The sequence below is a fragment of the Bradyrhizobium sp. URHA0013 genome (assembly GCF_000518345.1).
Taxonomy (GTDB): domain Bacteria; phylum Pseudomonadota; class Alphaproteobacteria; order Rhizobiales; family Xanthobacteraceae; genus Bradyrhizobium.
The window spans coordinates 112,597-133,747 of sequence record NZ_KI912427.1 but is presented as its reverse complement, the minus strand read 5'-3'; the positions used below and the strand labels follow the sequence as shown (position 1 = coordinate 133,747).

General features: G+C 63.9%; 23 protein-coding genes. 14 read left to right on the top strand and 9 right to left on the bottom strand.

Annotation, left to right across the window (positions count from 1 at the left end):
• The first annotated feature begins 209 nt into the window (after positions 1-209).
• Positions 210-449 carry a hypothetical protein gene (locus tag N551_RS36405; protein ID WP_245287877.1) on the top strand — a complete coding sequence of 80 codons (240 nt, stop codon included), beginning with the start codon at positions 210-212 and terminating at the stop codon, positions 447-449.
• Positions 450-552: 103 nt separating this feature from the next.
• Here N551_RS36405 and N551_RS0130040 read toward each other — a convergent pair whose 3' ends face one another.
• Together N551_RS0130040 and pcaB are read right to left on the bottom strand one after the other, a co-directional pair.
• Positions 553-1,809: an aminopeptidase gene (locus tag N551_RS0130040; protein ID WP_027570071.1), complete on the bottom strand. Its 1,257-nt coding sequence runs from the start codon at positions 1,807-1,809 to the stop codon at positions 553-555.
• A 113-nt stretch (positions 1,810-1,922) separates the two neighbouring features.
• On the bottom strand, positions 1,923-3,284 hold the full coding sequence (pcaB, locus tag N551_RS0130035; protein ID WP_027570070.1) for a 3-carboxy-cis,cis-muconate cycloisomerase: 1,362 nt from the start codon (positions 3,282-3,284) through the stop codon (positions 1,923-1,925).
• 420 nt (positions 3,285-3,704) lie between these two features.
• Between pcaB and N551_RS0130030 the strand changes: the two genes are divergently transcribed.
• The gene (locus N551_RS0130030) at positions 3,705-5,264 is read left to right on the top strand and encodes a winged helix-turn-helix domain-containing tetratricopeptide repeat protein (protein WP_027570069.1); all 1,560 of its coding nucleotides are present in this window, start codon (positions 3,705-3,707) and stop codon (positions 5,262-5,264) included.
• A gap of 48 nt (positions 5,265-5,312) precedes the next feature.
• Here N551_RS0130030 and N551_RS0130025 read toward each other — a convergent pair whose 3' ends face one another.
• Both N551_RS0130025 and mddA read right to left on the bottom strand, forming a co-directional pair.
• Positions 5,313-5,735: a GFA family protein gene (locus N551_RS0130025; protein WP_027570068.1), complete on the bottom strand. Its 423-nt coding sequence runs from the start codon at positions 5,733-5,735 to the stop codon at positions 5,313-5,315.
• Between the two features lie 230 nt (positions 5,736-5,965).
• The gene (mddA, locus tag N551_RS0130020) at positions 5,966-6,751 is read right to left on the bottom strand and encodes a methanethiol S-methyltransferase (protein ID WP_027570067.1); all 786 of its coding nucleotides are present in this window, start codon (positions 6,749-6,751) and stop codon (positions 5,966-5,968) included.
• Between the two features lie 134 nt (positions 6,752-6,885).
• On the opposite strand from mddA, the gene N551_RS0130015 reads away from it, so the two are divergent.
• On the top strand, positions 6,886-8,436 hold the full coding sequence (locus tag N551_RS0130015) for a winged helix-turn-helix domain-containing tetratricopeptide repeat protein (protein WP_027570066.1): 1,551 nt from the start codon (positions 6,886-6,888) through the stop codon (positions 8,434-8,436).
• A gap of 7 nt (positions 8,437-8,443) precedes the next feature.
• On the opposite strand, the gene irrA is transcribed toward N551_RS0130015, so the two are convergent.
• Positions 8,444-8,926, bottom strand: coding sequence for an iron response transcriptional regulator IrrA (gene irrA / locus N551_RS0130010; RefSeq protein WP_027570065.1), 483 nt, complete (start codon positions 8,924-8,926; stop codon positions 8,444-8,446).
• 177 nt (positions 8,927-9,103) lie between these two features.
• Between irrA and N551_RS0130005 the strand changes: the two genes are divergently transcribed.
• The 5 genes from N551_RS0130005 (at position 9,104) to N551_RS0129985 (ending at position 14,705) form a co-directional block, all read left to right on the top strand.
• Positions 9,104-9,415, top strand: a complete 312-nt coding sequence (locus tag N551_RS0130005) for a hypothetical protein (protein WP_027570064.1) — start codon at positions 9,104-9,106, stop codon at positions 9,413-9,415.
• A 218-nt stretch (positions 9,416-9,633) separates the two neighbouring features.
• On the top strand, positions 9,634-11,184 hold the full coding sequence (locus tag N551_RS0130000; RefSeq protein ID WP_027570063.1) for an ABC transporter substrate-binding protein: 1,551 nt from the start codon (positions 9,634-9,636) through the stop codon (positions 11,182-11,184).
• A gap of 91 nt (positions 11,185-11,275) precedes the next feature.
• On the top strand, positions 11,276-12,247 hold the full coding sequence (locus tag N551_RS0129995; protein ID WP_027570062.1) for an ABC transporter permease: 972 nt from the start codon (positions 11,276-11,278) through the stop codon (positions 12,245-12,247).
• Positions 12,244-13,083, top strand: coding sequence for an ABC transporter permease (locus N551_RS0129990; RefSeq protein ID WP_018458168.1), 840 nt, complete (start codon positions 12,244-12,246; stop codon positions 13,081-13,083). Before N551_RS0129995 ends, N551_RS0129990 begins: the two co-directional genes overlap by 4 nt.
• A 2-nt stretch (positions 13,084-13,085) precedes the next feature.
• Entirely contained in the window at positions 13,086-14,705 is a 1,620-nt protein-coding gene (locus tag N551_RS0129985; RefSeq protein ID WP_027570061.1) for an ABC transporter ATP-binding protein, read from the top strand.
• Between the two features lie 18 nt (positions 14,706-14,723).
• Here N551_RS0129985 and N551_RS39495 read toward each other — a convergent pair whose 3' ends face one another.
• Together N551_RS39495 and N551_RS38480 are read right to left on the bottom strand one after the other, a co-directional pair.
• Complete coding sequence (locus tag N551_RS39495) at positions 14,724-14,993, bottom strand: hypothetical protein (RefSeq protein ID WP_081747969.1); 270 nt, start codon at positions 14,991-14,993, stop codon at positions 14,724-14,726.
• Positions 14,994-15,123: 130 nt separating this feature from the next.
• Complete coding sequence (locus tag N551_RS38480; RefSeq protein WP_155810025.1) at positions 15,124-15,285, bottom strand: hypothetical protein; 162 nt, start codon at positions 15,283-15,285, stop codon at positions 15,124-15,126.
• 50 nt (positions 15,286-15,335) lie between these two features.
• Between N551_RS38480 and N551_RS39100 the strand changes: the two genes are divergently transcribed.
• Together N551_RS39100 and N551_RS0129975 are read left to right on the top strand one after the other, a co-directional pair.
• Positions 15,336-15,500, top strand: a complete 165-nt coding sequence (locus N551_RS39100) for a hypothetical protein (RefSeq protein ID WP_197031214.1) — start codon at positions 15,336-15,338, stop codon at positions 15,498-15,500.
• Positions 15,497-15,706, top strand: coding sequence for a hypothetical protein (locus tag N551_RS0129975; protein WP_027570060.1), 210 nt, complete (start codon positions 15,497-15,499; stop codon positions 15,704-15,706). Before N551_RS39100 ends, N551_RS0129975 begins: the two co-directional genes overlap by 4 nt.
• A 133-nt stretch (positions 15,707-15,839) precedes the next feature.
• Here the strand turns inward: N551_RS0129975 and N551_RS37535 are convergent, their stop codons facing one another.
• Both N551_RS37535 and N551_RS36400 read right to left on the bottom strand, forming a co-directional pair.
• Positions 15,840-16,130, bottom strand: a complete 291-nt coding sequence (locus N551_RS37535) for a hypothetical protein (RefSeq protein WP_081747968.1) — start codon at positions 16,128-16,130, stop codon at positions 15,840-15,842.
• A 42-nt stretch (positions 16,131-16,172) separates the two neighbouring features.
• Positions 16,173-16,940 (bottom strand): helix-turn-helix transcriptional regulator, encoded by a 768-nt coding sequence (locus N551_RS36400; RefSeq protein ID WP_081747967.1) that lies wholly within the window; start codon positions 16,938-16,940, stop codon positions 16,173-16,175.
• A 115-nt stretch (positions 16,941-17,055) separates the two neighbouring features.
• On the opposite strand from N551_RS36400, the gene N551_RS0129960 reads away from it, so the two are divergent.
• The 4 genes from N551_RS0129960 to N551_RS0129945 all read left to right on the top strand — a co-directional run bounded on the left by N551_RS0129960 (position 17,056) and on the right by N551_RS0129945 (position 21,132).
• A complete protein-coding gene (locus tag N551_RS0129960) occupies positions 17,056-17,460 on the top strand; it encodes a RidA family protein (RefSeq protein ID WP_027570058.1) in 405 nt (134 codons plus the stop codon).
• 84 nt (positions 17,461-17,544) lie between these two features.
• Positions 17,545-17,865 (top strand): hypothetical protein, encoded by a 321-nt coding sequence (locus N551_RS0129955; RefSeq protein WP_027570057.1) that lies wholly within the window; start codon positions 17,545-17,547, stop codon positions 17,863-17,865.
• A gap of 223 nt (positions 17,866-18,088) precedes the next feature.
• Positions 18,089-18,814 carry an outer membrane protein gene (locus N551_RS0129950; protein ID WP_027570056.1) on the top strand — a complete coding sequence of 242 codons (726 nt, stop codon included), beginning with the start codon at positions 18,089-18,091 and terminating at the stop codon, positions 18,812-18,814.
• 164 nt (positions 18,815-18,978) lie between these two features.
• Positions 18,979-21,132: a methyl-accepting chemotaxis protein gene (locus N551_RS0129945; RefSeq protein ID WP_027570055.1), complete on the top strand. Its 2,154-nt coding sequence runs from the start codon at positions 18,979-18,981 to the stop codon at positions 21,130-21,132.
• Positions 21,133-21,151 lie beyond the last annotated feature (19 nt).

The window sequence follows — 21,151 nt, the reverse complement described above, 5'->3', positions numbered from 1 at the left end:
TCCGCCGGGTCTCGGCCCGGATTGTTCAAAGATGGCGGGAACGCTAGTAGCCGGTTTTTAATTCTTTCTTACGCAGGGGCCGACAATCAGCCGCAAGTTGCAGACGCGAAACGGTTAACGTCGCAATTTCCCTGCAATTTCGCGCACATGAACCCTTCCTTTCCGGGGTGCGACAAAGTGCGCGAAGCTATCTGAAAGGAGCCATGCCGATGCCCCTCACCCCGGAGGTTCTCGCAACTCAAGGCGAGGTCGTCGCCTGGCTCGGCAGCCTCGATGTCTCCTTCGCAACCGAAGAGGAGCCCTGGTTCACGGTCGACGGAATCGACAGCCCCCGGCAGATCGGCAGTGACGGCTCCGGCGGCGCGTTCGTGCTGCTGCGGTCTCAGAACGTGCTCTACGTCTCATCGGAAGGCCGCGCGGGAATCATCGCGAAAAGAGACGCGCCGTGAACGGCGCTCCTCACCATGAGGGTCTAATATCTCACCGCAAGAAGAAACCTCATCCTGAGGAGCCCGCGAAGCGGGCGTCTCGAAGGATGGGCTGCAAGACGCGTTACTTCGCCCATTCGCCCTTGCGAAACACCGGCACTTTGCTGCCGTCGGCCAGAATGCCGTCGATGTCGGTCTCGGCCGAGCCGATCATCCAGTCGATATGGATCAGGCTCTGGTTGCCGCCCTGCGCCGCGATCTGCTGCGGCGTGAGCTGCGCGCCGTTGACGAAGCACTTCGAATAGCACTGGCCGAGCGCGATGTGCGAGGCCGCGTTCTCGTCGAACAGCGTGTTGTAGAACAATAATCCGCTCTGCGAGATCGGCGAGGAGTGCGGCACCAGGGCCACCTCGCCGAGACGCCGCGCGCCCTCGTCGGTGTCGAGCACCTTGTTCAGTACCTCCTCGCCGCGCGAAGCCTTGGCGTCGACGATCCTGCCGTCCTCGAAGCGCACCGCGATGTTGTCGATCAGCGTGCCCTGGTAGGACAGCGGCTTCGAGCTCACAACATGGCCGTAGACGCGCCGGCAATGCGGCGTGGTGAAGACCTCTTCGGTCGGGATATTGGCGTTGCAGCTGATGCCGTTCTTGGAGAGCGAAGCGCCGCCCTCCCATTCATGGCCGTCGGCGAGGCCGATCGTGAGGTCGGTGCCCGGTCCTGAATACTGGAGCGCGCGGAAACGCTGGCCGTTGAGCCAGTTGGTGCGCTCGCGCAGCACCGCGTTGTGGCTCGCCCAATTGGCCGGCGCGTCCTCGCGATCGACGCGGGACGCCGCGAAGATCGCATCCGCAAGCTTGCCGATCGCGACCTCTTCAGGATCGTTCGGAAAGACCTGCTTCGCCCAGGACGGGCTCGGATAGGCAATGATGTTCCAGTTGGTGTCGAAATTGACGATCTTTTCCAGCGCGGGCTGATAGGCCATGGAATTGGCCTTGCTGGCGCGCGCGACCTTGGATGCATCTTCGCCCGAGAGCAGCATCGGATTGTCGCCGACGATGGCGAGACGCGCGGTGTTGTTCGAGAACGCCTTGGCCATGCCCTCGTAGAGCCAGTTGGCGGCGCGATCGAAGCTGTCGTCGTGGCCGTGGCGGTAGCGCGCCAGCGTCATCTCTTCGTCGGAGAGAATGGGCGTCACGATGCCGGCGCCGGCCTTGTAGGCATGCACGGCGATCCGCCGCACCAGCGGCAACGCGATCGCAGGCGCCGTCAAGAGCAGATCCTGGCCGGGCCGCAAGCCCAGGCCCACCTTCACCGCAACCTCGGCCAGCCGGTCGAGCTTCACGGGATCGATGGGAGTGGAGGTGATGCGTTGATCAGTCATGCCGAATCCTCTGCCGAACGTCTCTCGCTCAATCTAAGTCTAGCATCGCGAGACACAAGTGCGCGAGTGCCTTGCGACACCCCAAAGATACGCAGTTTCGCGCATTTTGGTTTTCAACGCGTTGCCGATTTCAGCACCCGGTCGACCATGGCGGGAGCAAGGCCGAGGTAATTTTTCGGTAATGTCAGCGCCTCGATCGTGGCACGATCGATTCTGACGGAGACGCGGGAATCGGACGACAGTGCGTCCGCCAATGTCAGACCTTTCTCATTGGCGAGCCGGCAGGCGTCATAGACCACGTCATGGGCCTCCTGCCGCCCGATCTGCGGCGCGAGCCCCATCATGACGGCTTCGGCCACGATCAGACCGCGGCTGACGGCGAGATTCTCGTTCATCTTGCTTTCGTCCACGATGAGGCCGGCGAGCGCGAACTTCGCCTGATGCAACGCGCCGGCAGTCAGCACGAAACTCTCGGGGATAGCCATCCATTCGGCGTGCCAGGGCCCGGTGGCGCGCTCGAAATCCTGCACCATGGCATCCAGCATGAGGCCGGCGTGCTGGCGCACCGCCTTGGACGCCGCAAGCATCAGTTCCGAGGAGATCGGGTTGCGCTTCTGAGGCATGGTCGAGGAAGCACCGCGTCCCTTGACGAAGGGCTCGTAGACCTCCGCGAATTCGGTCGAGGCCATGATCATGACGTCGAGCGCGATCTTGCCGAGCGAGCCGGTGACGAGCGCCAGGAAATTGACGGCCTCGGCAAAACCGTCGCGTGCGACGTGCCAGGTCGAGGCGGGAACGCCGAGCCTCAGTTCGGCGCAGAGCGCTTCCTGCACCTCGAACCCCTTGTCGCCGAGCGAGGCCAGCGTGCCGGCGGCGCCGGCGAACTGGCCGACTAGAACGCGCGGCTTCAATTCACTGATGCGCTCGGCGTGGCGGTCGAACATCGCGAGCCAGATCGCGGTCTTGTAGCCGAAGGTCACCGGCAACGCCTGCTGGAGATGGGTGCGCCCCGCCATCGGCGTGTCGCGGTAGCGCTTCGAGAGGTCGGCGAGGATTGTGCGCAGCGCGGCGATGTCCTGCTCGACGATCTCGAGCCCGGCGCGCAGTTGCAGCACCACGGCGGTGTCCATGATGTCCTGCGTGGTCGCTCCCCAATGCACATAACGGCCGGCATCGCCGCATTGCTTCACCATCTGATGCACCAGCGGCAGGATCGGATAGCCGACGACATCGGTCTCCTGACGCAACTGATCGAAATCCAGCGCGGCAACGTCGGTCCGCGCCGCGATCTGGTCGGCGGCATCCTGCGGAATCACCCCGCATCTCGCTTCCGCCTTCGCCAGCGCCACCTCGACCTCGGCATAGCGCGCGACCGTCGCGATATCGGAAAACACCTCCCGCATCTGCGGCGTGCCGAAGGCATCGCGGAACAGCATGGAATCGAGCACGGTGGTTGAGGCATGAAAAGCGGGCATGGGCGTTTCTTCGTGGCTGGTGTTTTGTGTGAGGGCAGCTTACGCACACGGAACTGTTCGGCAATGGACATTCACTATTCGTCAGGTATTCGATGCTGTCGCGAAGGCCAGGACAACATGGGAAGCTGCCGCACGCCATTGCCTGAACACCGTCATTGCGAGGAGCCCTTGCGACGAAGCAATCCACGCTAGCTCCGCGGCGGCAGGATGGATTGCTCGCAACGCCGTGACGAAATCGCGACAATCCGGCCGAAACGGCTTTATTCTAATCCAAGTTGCATTCCTCCCCGTAAATCGCATGGCTGCCATCACGCGATCGTGGTGAACCGGACAGGCCCCTTGGCGGACTCACAGACATCAGCCGAAATCCGTTTTGCTTTCATCATTGCCCGATGTTGCCTTGAGGTCTGAGTTTTCGACGTGCAGTTTCTGTTCCGGGATCATCTGCTCGATACCGACTTGCGCGAGCTGAGCCGCGAGCAGGTTCCCGTTGCCGTGGAGCCGCAGGTGTTCGATCTCGTTGTCCACCTCATGGAGAACCGCGATCGGGTGGTCAGCAAGGACGAGCTGATCGACAAGATCTGGCACGGGCGCAGCGTCTCCGAATCCACGCTGACCAGCCGGATCAATGCGGCACGCAAGGCGGTCGGAGACAGCGGCGCGAGCCAGGCGCTGATCCGAACCATCTCACGCAAGGGTTTTCGTTTCGTCGGCGACGTCGAAACCAAGCGTGGGGCAACCGCGCCGGAATCCGATTTCGGAGCGAAGCTCCTGCGGGCCCCGCTGCCGCTACCGGACCGGCCGGCGATCGCGGTGCTGCCCTTCACCAACATGAGCGGCGACCGCGAGCAGGATTATTTCTCCGACGGAATCAGCGAGGACATCATCACCGCGCTGTCGAAGCTGCGCTGGTTCTTCGTCATCGCGCGCAACTCCTCCTTCGTTTACAAGGGCCGCGCGGTGCACATGAACGAGGTCGCGCGCGAGCTCGGCGTGCGTTACGTGCTCGAAGGCAGCGTGCGGCGGAGCGGCGATCGCGTGCGTATCTCCGCGCAGCTCAACGACGTCTCAACCGGCAGCCATCTTTGGGCCGAACGCTACGACCGCGAGCTTGCCGACATCTTCGCGGTGCAGGACGAGATCACCGAGGCGATCGTCGCCGCGATCGAGCCGCAGCTCTATACCGCCGAGAGTTTTCGCGCCCAGCAGAAGCCGCCGGGAAGCCTGGATGCATGGGACCTCGTGATGCGCGCATTGTCGCATTACTGGCGCATCACCCGCGAGGACAATGCCGCCGCGCAGGGACTGCTCGAAAAGGCCGTCGCGCTCGATCCCGCCTATGGCAAGGCACTCGGCCTGCTCGCGACCAGCCACATCTTCGGCGCGCATATGGGCTGGTCCGACATGGCCCCGACCGTGCCGGTCGCCGAGCGCGCCGCGCTCGCGGCGGTGGAGGCCGATCGCGAGGATGCCTGGGCTCATCATGGTCTGGCTTATACTTATCTATTCCGTCGCCGCTTCGACGACGCGCTGGCGGAGTTCGAACTGGCGCTGAACCTCAATCCGAATTTTGCGATGGCACACGCCTTCTACGGCGTGACGCTGTGTTACGCGGGACGATGGCAGAACGGCGATGTCGCCGCGCGCCGCGCGCTGCGGCTGAGCCCGCGCGACCCGCTCGCGGCGATCTATTGCGGCGTCGCGGCCTATGCCCGGTTCATCGGCCGCGATTACGAAGGCGCCGCACATATGGCGCGCGAGTCGATGCGGCAGCGCGCCGATTTCGTCGGCGCGCATCGCGTGCTGACGGCCGCCGCCGGAATGTCGGGCGATCCCGCGCGCGCGGCTTCCGCCCTGGAAGGCTTGCGCCGCGCCCAACCCGGCATCTCGCTCGCCTGGATCACGCGCGAGCTGCCGATGCTGCGGGACGAGGATCGCGAGCATTATCTCGAGGGATTGCGGCGCGCGGGGATGACATAGCGAATCTCTCCTCTCCCCGCTTGCGGGGAGAGGAGAGAAGAAAGCGCATCACTCCTGCATCATCTCGCCGCTGCCGCCGAATTCGGCCGGGAAATCCTTGAGCTTGGGCAGGCCGTCGCGCATTGGCAGCACCGTCTCGGCGTAGTTGACGTGGACGCCGGGCGCGAAGGCGAGGGTGGGAATGGTGGCGGTGAAGACGTCGATCAGGCCGAGCGGCGGATGGTTGGTCATGAGATGGCCGCCGCACTTCTTGCAATATTTGCGCTGGCTGAGCGGCGTCTTCGCAAAGGTCTCGACATTCTGAGCACCTTCTGTGATGCGCACGGCTTCGGGCTTCCACAGGCTGAAGGCGTTCACCGGACCGCCCGACCACGAGCGGCACGAGCTGCAATGGCAATAGCCCATCGCCTCCGGCGCGCCCGTGACCTCGATCGTGACTGCGCCACAGAAGCAGTTTCCAACATGTTTCATTAGGTCGTCTCCGTTGATGATTGTTCAGATTCCTCTCCCCGCTCCTGTTTGCCGATAACTCGGCGAGAACGAATGCGGGGGTCGCGACGAGCTTTGCTCGCACTGATAGCGTCGGGATGAGGGGGATTCACCCCGAGAAACGTTGAAGGTTGCGTCCGGCAGGATCCGTTACGCGCCTCTGCGCCGCCGCGCGTCCTCCTTTCGGGGGACGCGACGGGAAGACGCGCAAGCTATACCGACTTGCGCCAGGGAATAAGCATCGACACCCGTTGTTTGTACTGCCGGTACTCGTCGCCGAAGAGATCGATGAGGTCGTGCTCCTCCAGCGCGATGCCGACGAAGATGTAGAGCGTGGTCACGGCGGCGAACAGCAGATGGCCCGCGGTCATGACCGGCGCCGCCCAGAACGCGATGATGAAGCCGAGATAGATCGGATGACGGACGAACTTGTAGAGTAGCGGCGTCTTGAAGCGCGGCGGCGACGCCTCCTTGCCGACGAGATGATTGGTCACCTGATGCAATCCGAACAACTCGAAGTGATTGATGATGAAGGTCGAGGTGAATACCAGGACCCAGCCCACCAGCGACAGCGTGACGATCGTCACAGCAAGATCCGGGTTCGCGACGTCCCATACGACCGTGGGCAGCGGACGCCACTGCCAGAACAGGAGGAGCAATGACAGGCTCGCAAACAGCACATAGGTGCTGCGCTCGACCGGCTTGGGGACGTACTGCGTCCACCAGGCCTTGAATTGCCGGCGCGCCATCACGCTATGCTGGACCGCAAACAGGGCCATCAGGAGCAGATTGATGATGACGGCCTCGGCCACGGGCGTGTCGGTCCCGGTGTCGATGGTCTTCGGCACCACCAGCCCCATGACGAAGCCGATGGCGTACAGAATGGTGACGAAAAACACGAGATACGCCGCAATTCCGTACAGAAATGCGATGAACTTGAAAATGCGTGAGCCCGCAACCGGGCCGATAGGATGAACCTGATGATCAATTTGGGTCATAAGCAGCTCCGTTGTGCCAAAACGCCGGCACTTCATTGGTCGCTGCACCATGCCGCACCGGAGGTCTCAAGACTTTCGCGGACGGTTGATTTTCGCCTGAGACGACTTTGATTTTTGCTTGAGACGACAAAAACGTGCGATTTCGCTTTGAAAACAACGTGCTCGACGGCGACCTGCGGGAACTTACCTGCAGCGGCGCCGCCGTGCCGTTGCAGCCGCAGGTGTTCGATCTCCTGCTCTATCTGGTGGCGCAGCGCACCCGTGTGGTCAGCAAGGATGACCTGATCAGCCAGATCTGGAGCGATCGGATCATCTCTGATTCCGCCCTGAACAGCCGGATCAACGCCGCGCGCAAGGCGCTCGGCGACGACGGTGCGAGCCAGCGGCTGATCAAGACCATTCCGCGCAAGGGCTTTCGTTTCGTCGGCGAAGTCCGGGAAGAAGTGGCAGCCGCGACGGCGCCTGCGCAACCCGTCGCTGTTCTGCCGCGCGCCCAGGCGGACCGTCCGGCGGTCGCGGTGCTCGCTTTCGAGAACATGAGCGGCGATCCCGCACAGGACTATTTCGGCGACGGCATCAGCGAGGACATCCTCACCGCGCTGTCGAAGCAGCGCTGGTTCATGGTGATCGCCCGCAACTCGTCCTTCACCTACAAGGGCCGCGCGGTCCACATCCGGCAGATCGCCGAGGAACTGGGCGTCCGCTACGTCGTCGAAGGCAGCGTGCGCAAGTCGGACAACCGGGTGCGCATCACGGCTCAGCTCAACGACGCCACGACCGGCAGCCATCTCTGGGCCGAACGCTACGACCGCGAGCTGGTCGACGTGTTCGCCGTGCAGGACGAAATCACCAACGCGATCGCCGCGGCGATCGAGCCGCAGATTCATGCGGCGGAAAGTTTTCGCGCCCATCGCAAGCCCCCCGCGAACCTGGATGCCTGGGATCTCCTGATGCGGGCGCTATCGCATTACTGGCGCGTGACGCGGCGGGATCACGAGACCGCACGGGTGCTGCTGGAACGCGCGATCGGGATCGACCCGAACTACGGTCAGGCGCTGTCGGTGCTCGCGGCGAACCACATGTTCGGCGTGCATCTCGGCTGGGCCGAGCTTGCGCTGGTGGCGCCGGTGGCGGAAGTCGCCGCGCTCGCCGCGGTGCGCTGCGACCACGAGGATGCCTGGGCGCACGCCGCGCTCGGCAGCGTCTACTTCTCGACGCGAAGGCTTGCAGACGCACTGTCCGAGTTCGAGCAGGCGCTCGCGCTCAATCCAAACTTCTCGCTGGCGCAGGGCTATTACGCACTGGCGCTGTCCTATGCCGGGCGACCGAAGGATTCATTCGAGGCAGCGCAGAGGGCAATGCGGCTCTCGCCGCGCGATCCATCCCTGGCGATCTATCATGGCATCGCCGGCTATGCCCGCTTCACCGAGCGGCGCTATGGCGAGGCCATCGCGCTCGCGCGCGAGGCGATCCGCCACCGCGGCGACCTCACCGGCGCCTACCGCGTGCTGGCGGTTTCTGCCGGTATGACCGGCGACGGCATGGTTGCGGAGATGGCGCTGGGCGAGCTCCGCCGCACCCAGCCCAACATCTCGTTGCACTGGATCGCGACGCAATTGCCGTGGGCCAACGAGGCCGACCGCGAGCACTATCTGGAAGGATTTCGGCGGGCGGGCTTGCGCTAGACGATCCTCATGCCGGGTCTGCGTCGCGCTTCCGGCGCAGATGGACGACGACGTCGAGCCGCGCGATCTCGTGGCCCGGAAGCGCCCCGGGTATCCTGGTGAAGGTCAGGCCGTCGGTGACGTCGACCAGCACATCCTCGCCTTCGAGGTAGAAATGCGGATGCACGGACGTATCGGTGTCGAAGAACGACTTGATGCCGTCGGCCGCGATCCGGCGCAACAGGCCGGCTTCGGTGAACTGGTTCAGCGTGTTGTAGACGGTCGCAAGCGACAGCCGCAGATTGGCGGCCGTCGCTTCTTCATAAAGCCCCTCCGCTGTCACATGACGATGGGGGCAGAGGAACAACATTTGACCAAGCGCCAGACGGTGGCGCGTCAGCCTGAGGCCGGCATCGCCGAGCAGTTGCGCGCAACGTGCCGACGCCTCGTCCGCGAAGGAGATGGCGATATCGTCTGAATCCGCTTCGGGTGGGGTGGAATGGACGTTCATCGCCGATGCACTCGCAGTTGACCGGGCACGCGGGGCTTCACGCGTCCTGCCATCAGATCGCAGAAGCGGCAGCGCGGCTTTGATCCCGATCAAATCCGGAACGAGCCCGCCTCTGACCTATCGCAAGGCGGCCGAGTTTATTCCCGGCCAGAATAGCCTGACATCAATGAGGCTCGCATGTCCAAGCCGGTTCCCGACAAGGCAGAGATCGCGCTCGAATATCCCGACAAGTTCTATGTCGGCACCTTCGGGCATTCATCGCGGTTCGAGGCTCGCCTCGACGGCAGCGGCGTTGCGCTGGTGCTGCAGCATCCGGGGACGGCGGAGGAACGCAAATCGGTGCACCTGCACCTCAATTTCGGCCTGCTCGCCGGAATCCTGCGCGAACTCGCGGGCAGTGTCGCGGCCATCCCCAAGGACGACATCGCGCACCGGGAGCAACTCGCGGATGCGCTTGCCGAGTTGCAACGGGTGCTGCGGCCCTCCTGAAGCCGTGCGGCGCGGCGGCGCCGGCTTGGCCGTCAAATGCCATAATAGGACGCGCTGTACATTTTTTGTGCGAACACTGTCGAGACTTTCATCTTGCGGCGCCGAACGAGACTGTGTGAGCCTCAATCCCGGATGGGCACTGGGATGGGCCGGCCATAGCTTTGCGCGCCATGACGTGCGAAGCGTTTGCGGCTGGTCTCGCTTGAGAAAGATACGACATGTCAAAACGAGTGTTGCTTGGTGTCCTCCTGGCTTGTGGTCTCGCGGCCCCGGCACTGGCGCAAGAGCCGAAAGCGGGTGGAGCGATCAATGCCGTGATTCAGCCCGAGCCGCCCGGGCTGATGCTGGCAATGGTCCAGAACGGCCCGGTGCAGATGGTGTCGGGCAACATTTTCGAAGGCCTGCTTCGCTACAGCCCCAAGCTCGAACCGCAGCCGGAGCTCGCCGAGAGCTGGAGTGTCAGCGAGGACGCAAAAACCTACACATTCAAGCTCAGGAAGGGCGTGACGTGGCATGACGGCAAGCCCTTCACCGCCGCCGACGTGCTGTTCTCGCTCGAGATGCTGAAACAGACCCACGCGCGCGCCCGCAACAATCTGGCGCAGGTCGACAAGGTCGAGGCTCCCGACGACTACACGGTGGTGTTCACTCTGAAGCAGCCGTTCGGCCCGTTCCTCGGCATCTTCGAGGTCGGCTCGATGCCGATGGTGCCGAAGCATCTTTATGAAGGCACCGACTGGAAGACCAATCCCTACAACAACGCCCCCGTCGGCACCGGCCCCTTCATGTTCAAGGAATGGCAGAAGGGCTCATTCATCCGCCTGGTCAAGAACCCGAACTATTACGAGAAGGGCAAGCCCTATCTCGACGAGATCTACTGGCAGATCATTCCCGATGCCGCGGCGCGCTCGGTGGCGTATGAGACCGGCAAGGTCGACGTGCTGCCCGGCGGCTCGGTCGAGAATTTCGACGTGCCGCGGCTGTCCAAGCTGAAGGACACCTGCGTCACCGGCGCCGGCTGGGAGTTCTTCTCGCCGCTGGCCTGGCTGTGGCTCAACAATCGCCAGGGTCCGCTCGCCGACAAGCGGGTGCGGCAGGCGGTGATGTTTGCGATCGACCGCGACTTCGCCAAGGACGTGATCTGGAACGGGCTCGGCAAGGTCGCAACCGGCCCGTCGGCCTCGACCATCAAATACTACACCGACGACGTGCCGAAATACCCTTACGATCCCGCCAAGGCCAAGGCGCTGCTGAAGGAAGCCGGCTACAAGGGCGAGAAGATCCGCCTTCTGCCGCTCGCCTATGGCGAGACCTGGCAGCGCTGGGGTGAAGCCGTGAAGCAGAACCTCCAGGACGTCGGCATGAACATCGAGACCATCGCCACTGACGTCGCCGGCGGCAACCAGAAGATCGGCGACTGGGACTACGACATTGCCTTCACCTATCTCTACCAGTACGGCGATCCGGCCCTCGGCGTCGGTCGCAACTACGTCTCCAGCGCCATCGCCAAGGGCCAGGTGTTCAACAACGTCGAGGGTTACTCCAACCCGGAAATCGACAAGCTGTTCGCCGACGGCGCGGTGGCGACGCCCGACTCCAAGCGCAAGGAGATCTACGAGAAGGCGCAGAAGATCCTGGTCGAGGACGTGCCGGTGGCCTGGATGCTCGAGTTGCAATTCCCGACCATCATGCGCTGCAAGGTCAAGAACCTGATCACGACCGGCATCGGCGTCAATGACGGCTTCAAGGACGCATGGCTGGACAAGTGAGGGCTGCCTCCGTCACCTCTCCCCGCTCGCGGGGAGAGGTGATCGCTCCATCTCTGTCGCTCCAGGTCACATCACCGATATGATCCTCTAGATGCTCTCCTTTGTCGCTCAGCGTATTGCGAAGGGCGTGATCGTCCTGCTTGCGATCGTCGTCCTCAATTTCTTCCTGATCCGGCTCGCGCCCGGCGATCCCGCCGTCGTGATGGCGGGCGAGGCCGGGGCGAGCGACCAGATCTTCGTCCAGCAGCTCAGGGAGAAGTTCGGCCTGGACAAGCCGCTGCCTGAGCAGCTCTTCATCTACGTCAAGGGCATTGCTACCCTCGACCTCGGCTTCTCGTTCCGCCAGCAGGCACCGGTCGCGAAGCTGATCGGCGAACGACTGCCCGCGACATTGCTGCTGACGCTGACGGCGTTTGCGATCTCGCTCGTACTCGGCATTCTCTTCGGCACCTTCGCCGCGCGCTTTGCCGGAACCTTTCTCGACACCGCGATCACCGTCTTTGCCCTGATATTCTACGCAATGCCGATCTTCTGGGTGGCGCTCATGAGCATCCTGCTGTTTTCGGTCACCATGGATTGGCTGCCGAGCTTCGGCTACGAGACCGTCGGCGCCAACTTCACCGGCTTCGCTCATGCCGTCGATGTGGCAAAGCACCTGATCATGCCGGCGATGACGCTCGGCTTGTTCTTCATGGCGACCTACACCCGCATGACGCGCGCCTCGATGCTGGAGGTGAAGCGTCTCGACTTCGTCAAGACCGCGCGCGCCAAAGGCCTCTCCGATGCCGTGATCCAGCGTCGCCACGTCCTGCGCAACGCGCTGCTCCCCGTCGTGACGCTCGCCGGCGTCCACTCCGGCACCCTGATCGGCGGCGCCGTCATCACCGAGACCGTGTTCGCCTGGCCCGGCATTGGACGCCTGATGTACGACGCCCTGCTCCAGCGCGACTACAATCTGCTGCTCGGCGTCTTCGTGATCTGCTCCGCCATGGTCCTGATCTTCAACCTCATCACCGACCTGGTCTATCGCCTGGTCGACCCGCGCATCGAATTCACCACATGAAACAGTTCTGGAAATCGATGCTGAGGAGCCCGAGCGGCGTGATCGGGCTCATCATCCTGCTCCTTGCGATCTCGGTCGCGTTGTTTGGTCCGATGCTGTTCCCGAACTCACCCTGGCGCATGGTGCAGCGGCCGTTCCTGCCGCCGTTCACGCTCGCGACCGTGCCGCTCGGCACCGACGCGCTCGGTCGCGACGTGTTCGCGGGAATGATCTTTGGCGCACGCGTCTCGCTGCTCGTCGGCATGGTCTCTACGCTGGTGGCGCTGGTCGTCGGCGTTCCCATCGGCGCCATGGCCGGCTATTTCGGCGGCAGGGTCGACGACGCCCTGATGCGCTTCACCGAGTTCTTCCAGACCATTCCGAGCTTTGCGCTCGCGATCGTGCTGGTCGCGATCCTGCAGCCCTCGATCTATTCGATCGTCGCCTCGATCGCGCTGGTAAGCTGGCCGCCGGTCGCGCGCCTCGTCCGCGGCGAGGTGCTGTCGTTGCGCACGCGGGAGTACGTCCAGGCCGCGGTGGTCACGGGCCAGAGCAACACCTGGATCATCCTGCGCGAAATCCTGCCGAACACGTTGTCGCCGGTGATCGTGCTGGCCTCGCTGATGGTGGCGACCGCGATCCTGCTGGAATCCTCGCTGGCGTTCCTCGGCCTCGGCGATCCCAATCTGATCTCCTGGGGCTACATGGTCGGTGCCGGCCGTACCGTGATCCGCCAGGCCTGGTGGATCACCGTGTTTCCCGGCGTCGCGATCCTGATCTCGGTGCTCGGGCTCAATTTGATTGGCGAAGGCCTCAACGACGCGCTCAATCCGCGGCTGTCCCGGGAGGGCCGCTGATCATGACCGCACCGCCCGCCGTCTCCATCAAGAACTTGCGGATCGCATTGCCCAAAGGCGCGGAACGGCCATTCGCGGTCGACGGCGTCTCGCTCGATCTGCGGCCCGGCAAGATCGTGTGCGTCGTCGGCGAATCCGGCTCCGGCAAATCGATGTGCGCGCATGCGCTGATGGGCCTGTTGCCTGACACGGTCACCGTCACCTCCGGCGAGATCCAGTTCGAAGGCCGCGACCTGCTCAAGCTCGACGGCGACGGCTGGCGCGATCTGCGCGGCCGCCGGCTCGCGATGATCTTTCAGGAGCCGATGACCGCGCTCAATCCGTTGATGCGGATCGGCAACCAAATGGCGGAGATGTTCGAGGCGCACGGGCTGCTCACACCGAGGGAACGGCGCGCCAAGGCGCTGTCGCTGGCGCGCGAGGTCGGCCTCCCCGATCCCGAGCGCATCGTGCGCGCCTATCCGCACCAGCTCTCCGGCGGCCAGCGCCAGCGCGCCATGATCGCGATGGCGCTCGCGCTCGAACCGGCGGTGCTGGTCGCGGACGAGCCGACAACCGCGCTCGACGTCACCACGCAAGCGCAGATCCTGAAACTGATCCGCAACCTCCAGCGCAATCGCAACATGGCGGTGATGTTCATCACCCATGATTTCGGCGTGGTCGCCGACATCGCCGACCAGGTCGTCGTGTTGCGCCACGGCAAGGTGGTCGAGGAAGGCCCCGCCTCGGCCGTCTTCAACGCGCCGCAGCACGACTACACCAAGGCGCTGCTCGCCGCCGTGCCCTCGATGGACCCGCCCGCCCGCAGCGCCCTCGACGACCAGGCCAAGGCGGTCGAGGTGATCGGACTGGACAAGACCTACGTCACCTCGGGCGGCTGGTTTCGCGAGGACCGCCGCGTCGATGCCGCGCGCGAAGTCAACTTCACGATTCTCAAGGGCGAGACGCTCGGCCTGGTCGGCGAATCCGGTTCCGGAAAATCGTCGGTGGCCCGGCTTGTGATGCGGCTGATCGAGGCTGATCGCGGCACCGTGCGGATCGGCGAGACCGATCTCACAAAGCTCGCGGGCAAGGCGCTACGCGCCGAGCGCCATCGCATCCAGATGATCTTCCAGGATCCGTTCGCTTCGCTCAATCCGCGCCGCAAGGTCGGTCATATCATCGCCGACGGCCCGATCGCGGCCGGGACCGATCCGAAAGTCGCGTTCGACCGCGCCCGCGATCTCCTCAAGATGGTCGGCCTCGATGCCGGCGCGCTCGAGCGCTATCCGCATGAATTCTCCGGCGGCCAGCGCCAGCGCATCGGCATCGCGCGCGCGCTCGCGCTCGAGCCCGAGATCATCGTCGCGGATGAGGCCGTCTCGGCGCTCGACGTCTCCGTGCAGGCGCAGGTCCTGAGGCTGCTCGAAGACCTCAAGGCCCGCCTCGGCCTCTCGATGCTGTTCATCACCCACGATCTACGCGTTGCCGCCCAGATCTGTGACCGCATCGCCGTGATGCAGCGCGGCCTCATCGTCGAGCTGAAGCCGACCGCGCAGCTCTTCGCCGCGCCCGAGCATGTCTATACGCGCGAACTGCTCGCGGCGGTGCCGGGACGGAAGCATCGCGCGCCGGCGGCGTGAGTCAGCTGATCCCGATTTCTACTTCGTTCGAGGATTCGTGTTGTTCCAGGTGGGGACTGAGTTTGTTACGCCGACGGAGGGCTGGTTGGACGTTCCGACCGACGGCGCCGTCACGGTGCCGACGGTCTGCCCGGAACTTCCGATAGTTCCTTGCTGTACCGGCGCTCCGGTGCGTCCGCTCGTGCTGCCTGGTGTACCTGTCGCCGACGTCTGTGCGTTGACAGCGAGTGGCGCTGCGGCCAATCCGAGAGCAATGAGTGCAGCAATGGAGCGTTTCGTTGTTGTCATGGCTGATCCTTTCGGGCGGTCTCTCAATCGCAATGCCGTTCGTCAGGCGCACGTGCACTGAGTGATCTTACAACTCCGCGCGCGAGAAAATGTGCCGCAATGCCCTCACACCGCAGAGCTCAACACGTCATCACGAAGCTGCGAAGCGATCCCGGCCGAACAGATGCGTCGTGAAACGGCACATCGCTGAAGGTATCCCGTTCCACTTCAGGAACGGAATACTCACGGGCTTTTTATCCCTCGTGACCGCCCGCACGGCTGCAAAGCCGAAGCCGGCACCCCACATCCGCATGAAATGATTTCCATCATGTGATGATGGATTGAGGATCTATTGGAGCCGACATGGGCCAGGTTATTGAGTTTGTCTCGAAATCCGAGCGCGAGCGCATTCGCCTCATCCAGGAAGCGCGCGCGATCTACGACAGCATCTTCCCGCCGGCTGATCCGGTAGGCGAACGATCGAGCGGAGCCTCCGCGCGTCGCAGCGACGGAGGAAACCTCGCGTGATCAAGATCATTGCCGTGCTCTGCAACCTCGCCTCTCCAGCGAACTGTCATGAGCAAACCGTCACCACATCCGACTTCGCCGACGTCTCGATGCAGTCGTGCCTGATGGGTGCGCCACAGCTCGCCGAATGGATGAACCAGCATCCAGCCGAGCGCCTCGCCGGATGGCGCTGCGTGATCGGCCAACAGGTCGGTCGGGGAATTTAGGATCGGGCTGCGCTGTCCCTGAACGATCCGAAATGCCTGGTCCACCGCCATGATCATTGCTGGTTGCGCTTGATCTTCTCTGGCCTCGCGACCGGCGCAGGGTGACCGGCATTGGCTCGCCGGACAGGCGCGCCTATCGGATGGGCGGGTTGGTGTTGTTCCAGGTCGGGACTGCGTTGGTCACGCCGACGGACGGCCAATTATACGTACCGACCGATGGCGCCGTGACCGTCCCGACCGACTGTCCGCTCGACCCGTAGGCTCTGGGCTGTGCTGCCAACGATCCGGCGCTCCCATAATTCGGAGCCACCACGCCGGTGCTGTAAGATCGGATTGACCGGTGCTTTTTGGCTTCAGCCGCGAACGGCGCGGCAAGCAGCCCGATGGTGACGAGGGCGGCGATGGCGGGTTTGATGCTTGTCATGGCTGATCACTTCATTCTGCGGCCCCCTTAGCATTTGTTCATTCAGCGGCGGATTTCCATGGGCACCCCATTCATAACTTCGTGCGCGGGCGAAGATGCCGCGGACCGGTCGCCGTTACCGCTCAGATGGATGCCGAATGTCTTGCGCAAACCGATTTGCCCGGCTGGCGTGACGTGCACGATCCGCGTGTCGCGGTCCCGTCTCAGCCAGCCGCGCTCCAGGCAGCAACGTTGAATCTCTGCGCCGACGTGACCGGCGACGTGAAAGCGACGCTCGCTCCAGTCCAGGCATGGGCGGCAGAAGATTCGCCTGCTTCCGGATTTCGGCTCCAGCACCGCGCCGAACGCGGAGAGGAAATGTGTTCCGGAGGCCGTTACCTCTCCGCCGTCATCGGTGAGCACGACGTGCGCTTTGGCGACGAGGGCGTCGGCGATGGCGACGCCGAGATAGCCGGCCAGATGGTCGTAGCAGGTGCGCGCAAAGCGAAGTTGATCGTCGGCGATCGAGCGTGACTGATGGCGCGGCGGAACCTCGATGGCGGCAACGGCCTTGATGCTCTCCAGCATCCTGGCCACCAAAGGAGACGCGATGCGGTAATAGCGGTTGCGACGTTTCTGCGTCACGATGAGCAGCCGCGCCCCGACCAGCTTGCCGAGATGTCCGCTTGCCGTCGACCTCGATATTCGCGCGCGCGCCGCCAGTTCGCTCGCGGTCAGGGCCTGCCCGCCCATCAGCGCCGCCAGCATCGTGGCCCGCGCGGTATCGCCGACCAGTGCCGCCACCTCGACCATGTTTGCCGCTGCGATCATGGAGAAAGCGTATCGCGACCGTCCCGGCACGACAACGGTGATGGTTTGGCCGCGGCCGAACCATTGGACGCCGAGCGCGCTCTACCGTGGCTCCGACACAATCCGGAGACCCAGCATGAAACGCATCCGCGTGGAGCCGATATCGACCTATCTGGAGCGCCGCCGCAGAGGCCCGATCTATCCGGTCGTCGTCGTCGAAGGCTTCGTCTATCTATCCGGCCTGCCGCCATTCGATCCCAAAACGGGCGAGGTCAGAACACTACCGTTCGAGCGGCAGGCCGAGATCGTGCTCGACCAGATGAAATGCTGCCTGGAAGCGGCGGGGTCCTCGCTGGCGGACGTGATCAAGTGCAATGTCTATTGTACGCCCGATCCCGCGCATTTCGTCACGTTCAACGAGGTCTATGCCCGTTACTTCCAGGACTGTTCACCGGCGCGCATCTTCCTGCACGTCCCATCGTGGCCTGGGCCATTTGACATCGAGGTCGATTGCGTCGCGCTGGCGAGGCAACATGGATGAGGTCAGGCGCGGATTGCCCGCCTTCGGATGGACCCGAATCAGCGCTAGTGCATTCACCTCATCGACTTCGCGTATTGAGGCGACATGACCGGTCCCGAACTGAAGCAACTCCGCAACGATCTCTCGGAGGTCCTCGAGCGCAAGCTCACCGCGGCCGACATGGCCCGGCTTTGCGGATTGCCGGAGAAGGGCGGCGCCGACACCATCCGGCGCTGGGAGGTGAGCGGCCCGACACCGTCGGCGACCAAGGTGCTGCGCGTGCTCGCGATGGCGAGCGAGCGCTATCCGATCCTGGAGAAGTTCGACGTGTTCGATCGTCATGACGTGCGCGAGGAAGACCGGCCCGCAAAGCGCGCTGCATTCCGCGAACAGATGCGCGATGAGGCGCGGCGCCGCCTTGGTTAACGAGATGCGCGCGCAAGTTACCCTGATAGCGCCGAGTTAAGCCTTCCTTCACCACTTCTTAAGCCGCCATTAAGCACGAAAATCATTTACAGCCCAATAAGTTAGGTTGGCTGCCGCTGTGCCACGGATGTGACAGCATTTTCGTCAAAAGCGAGCTATCTGCAGAACCAACGACGGCGCGGAAAGCGCGCCTGCCGCGGACCTAAGTGTTGGAGTTTGGATGATGAAGAAGATTCTGTTTGCGACCGTTGCGCTGCTCGTGGTGGGCGCTGCCGCGCCGGCGGTCGGTGCCGATCTCGGTAACCGCAATTACTATAAGGCGCCCGCGCCCGCCTATGCCGCGCCGATCTACAACTGGACCGGCTTCTACATCGGCGGCCATGTCGGCGGCGCGTTCTCCAGCGACAACAATTTCAGCGGCCTCTCCACCGGCAACAACGGCAACGGCCGTTTCCTCGGCGGTCTGCAGGCCGGCGCGGACTGGCAGTTCAACCCGAACTTCGTTGTCGGCGTCGAAGGCCAGTATTCCTGGCTCTCCGGCAGCGTCGGCGCGGTGTTCCCGGGCGGCGTCGCCTACACCAACGACCAGCGTGGTCTCGGCTCGATCACCGGCCGCGTCGGCTACACCTGGGGTCCGGGCCTGCTCTATGTGAAGGGCGGCTACGCTTATTCGGACAACAACGAGAAGGTGACCGTCGGCGGCGTGCCGGCTGCCTTCGTCATCACGGGCGATCACCGCAACGGCTACACCGTCGGCGCCGGGCTCGAATACATGTTCGCGCCGAACTGGTCGGCCAAGGCCGAGTACCAGTACTACAATTTCGGCGACGCGCACTTCACCGGTGGTCCGCTGGCGGGCACCGGCAACTTCACAACCGACGACCACACCATCAAGGCGGGCGTCAACTACCGCTTCAACTGGGCCAACTCGGCGGTCGCGCGCTACTGAACGGTTACCAAGACCTTATCATGATGAAGGGCCGGCATCATTGCCGGCCCTTCTTTTTTCGCTGTGCGGAACGTACGCAACCGATTGAGCAACTTGCGATTTTTTAACCTGGCCCGAGGATACTCCGCGGCGAAAACATAAAGATCACGCGTGGGGGAATTTCGATGGCGATCCGTCTGGGCCTTGGCCGCTTGCTTGGTCGTATCCGGCCTCGTTTCAAAATGCCGACATGGGGCGTGCGCGGCAGCCTGTTCACGGCCTTCGCGGTGATCGCGGGCATGGGCCTCGTGATTGCAGCCGGCGCCGGCTTCGTCTTCAACCATCTCGGCAGCACCATGATGGACCTGAGCGGCCGCGACATCCCGCGCCTTTCCGCCAGCCTTCAACTCGCATCGCAAAGCGCAACGCTTGCGGCACAGGGGCCGGGCCTCCTGGCGTCGCCGTCCGACGAGGCGCTGAACGAACGCACCAAGAAGGTGCAGGAGATCCAGCAGCTCGCCATGGCCAAGCTCGGCGAGATCATCGAGCTCGGCGCCGACAAGCAGATCGCAACCGCGTTGCGCGACACCGCCAAGAGCATCGACGAGGCGACCCAGAGCCTGGTGTCGGCCGCGCGCGAACGGCTGGATACCGGCGCACTGCACGACAAGCAATATGAAGCGCTCCGCAAGGCGCAGCTCACCTTCGTCGGTGCGGCCGCTCCTGCCATGCTGGATGCGCAAACGCGCCTGAACGCGATCCTCGGCGCGGCGGAAGTTTCCGCCGACGATGCCACCGAAGCCGCCCGCACCGTCTCCCAGGTCGCGACCATCTCCGCCAACGGCAATCTGATGGCCGCCGACATGATGGCGGCGCTGTCGGCCAACAACAGCGATACGCTGGAGGCGATCGAGAAGGAGTTCAAGGCGACGCGCGACCGCGTCAAGTCGAACCTCGAGGACCTGCCGAACATGGCCTCGATGCAGGCGGTGCGCGACACCGTGCAAAAGCTGTTCGCCTTCGGCGAAGGCAAGTCCGGCGTGTTCAAGATCCGCCAGAAAGAACTCGACGCGATCGACTACGGCCAGACCATCCTGGACGAGACCCGCAAGCTCAATGTCGGCCTCGGCATCAGCGTGCAGCAGCTCGTCGAGGGCGTGCAGAAGGAGACCAACGCGTCGACCTTCCAGGCGCGGCATGAGATCTCGCTCGCGACCACCGCGATGCTGGCACTCGGCGCTCTGACGCTGGTCGGCTCGGCGCTGTTCGTTTGGCTCTATGTCGGCCGCAACATCCTGCGCCGCATTCGCGAGCTTCAACGCGCCATGCAGTTGCTCTCGGCCGGCGACCTCGACACCGAGATCGTCCGCTCCCGGCAGAACGACGAGATCGGCGCGATGAAGGAAACGCTGACGGTGTTCCGCGACAGCATGATCGAAGCTCGCACGCTTGCGAGCGAGCAAGACAGGGATCGCGTCGCCAAGGCCGAGCGTGCGGCGCAGATGGAGGCGAAGATTGCAGAATTCGAGGGCGCGGTCCGCACCGCACTCGACAATCTCGCCCAGTCAGCCAATTCGATGCAATCGACCGCGCAGAGCATGTCGAACACGGCAGACCAGTCCAATGCGCTGGTGAACGCGGTTGCCTCCGCAGCCGAAGAGACCTCGGTCAACGTGCAGACCGTATCATCAGGCACCGAGCAGCTCTCGTCCTCGATCGAGGAGATCAGCAAGCAGGTCGTGACCTCGGCCGCGATCGCCAGGAAGGCGGTCGACGAAGCCGGCGCGACCGATGCCACGGTGCAGAGCCTCGCCGACAGCGCGAGCCGCATCAGCGTGGTGGTCGACCTGATCCAGACCATTGCCTCGCAGACCAATCTGCTGGCGCTCAACGCCACCATCGAGGCGGCGCGCGCGGGTGAAGCCGGTCGTGGCTTCGCGGTGGTCGCCTCCGAGGTGAAGAGCCTCGCGAGCCAGACCGCCAAAGCGACGGAGGAGATCCGCAGCCAGATCGCCAGCATGCAGTCAGTGACGACTTCGGCCGTCGGCGCCATCCAGGGCATCGGCCGGATCATCGGCGAGATCAACGACGTCACCACGACGATCGCCGCCGCGGTCGAGGAACAGGGCGCGGCGACCCGCGAGATCGCCCGCAACATCCAGCATGCCGCCGGCGGCACCAGCGAGGTTTCCAGCAACATCGTCGGCGTCTCCACGGCTTCGGCGGAGGCCGGCGCAGCGGCGAACGAGGTGCTCGGCGCCTCCGACGCGCTCCGCCGCGAGGCCGACATGCTGCGCGGAGAGATCGACGCGTTTCTCAACAACATGCGGGCGGCGTAGGCGCCGTTCCGTGACCCGG